Genomic DNA, 607 nt, shown 5'->3' with positions numbered 1-607 from the left:
AACATTAAAAGGAGAATTATTAAATATTACAATTGTTTCTCATTCTAAAAAAGAAAAATTCCTATCAACAAACAAACTACCGCCCTAAAAACCAAACTCTATTTGTAGACCCTCAAATCTTAGATGAAATGAAAAAGTATAGAATAGAAATAATCAAAAATCACTCTTCCGAAAACGATAATAATAATCAAACCCTAACCAACCCCATATCACCCCCAAAACACCAAAATAATACCCTTAAAACACATTTCCCTATCTTCCAAATTAATTATCTTAACGAACAAAAAGATTATATTAAAGAATTAATAAGTAAGATAACCATAGACAAACTAGAAACTTTAAAATTATATAAATTAGATGCTAAAAAAGTAGATAAATATAACAATCCTATAAAAACAAATTATAAAAAAGGATTAAATGTTATTTATTATCAATCGGAAGATTTAAAACACATCAAATTATTTTTAACCAAAAATAAACAGGGCTATCGGGTTAAAAAAATGCGTCCTGATTATAAAAGATATTTAACAAAAGAAAAATCATAAAACAAATAAATTATTTAAATCATCATTTTATCATCATAAACTCATCATTTTATCATCATGAC

At 24.1% G+C, this 607-nt stretch carries 1 pseudogene; it reads left to right on the top strand.

What is annotated here, in order from left to right:
- Positions 1-545, top strand: a pseudogene (locus BBA70_RS03625) (hypothetical protein); the annotation flags it as partial.
- Positions 546-607: the final 62 nt, after the last annotated feature.

Source organism: New Jersey aster yellows phytoplasma, assembly GCF_002554195.1.
GTDB lineage: Bacteria > Bacillota_I > Bacilli_A > Acholeplasmatales > Acholeplasmataceae > Phytoplasma.
Note: the sequence above shows the minus strand (reverse complement) of the source record. Positions and strands in the feature narration are given on the sequence as shown.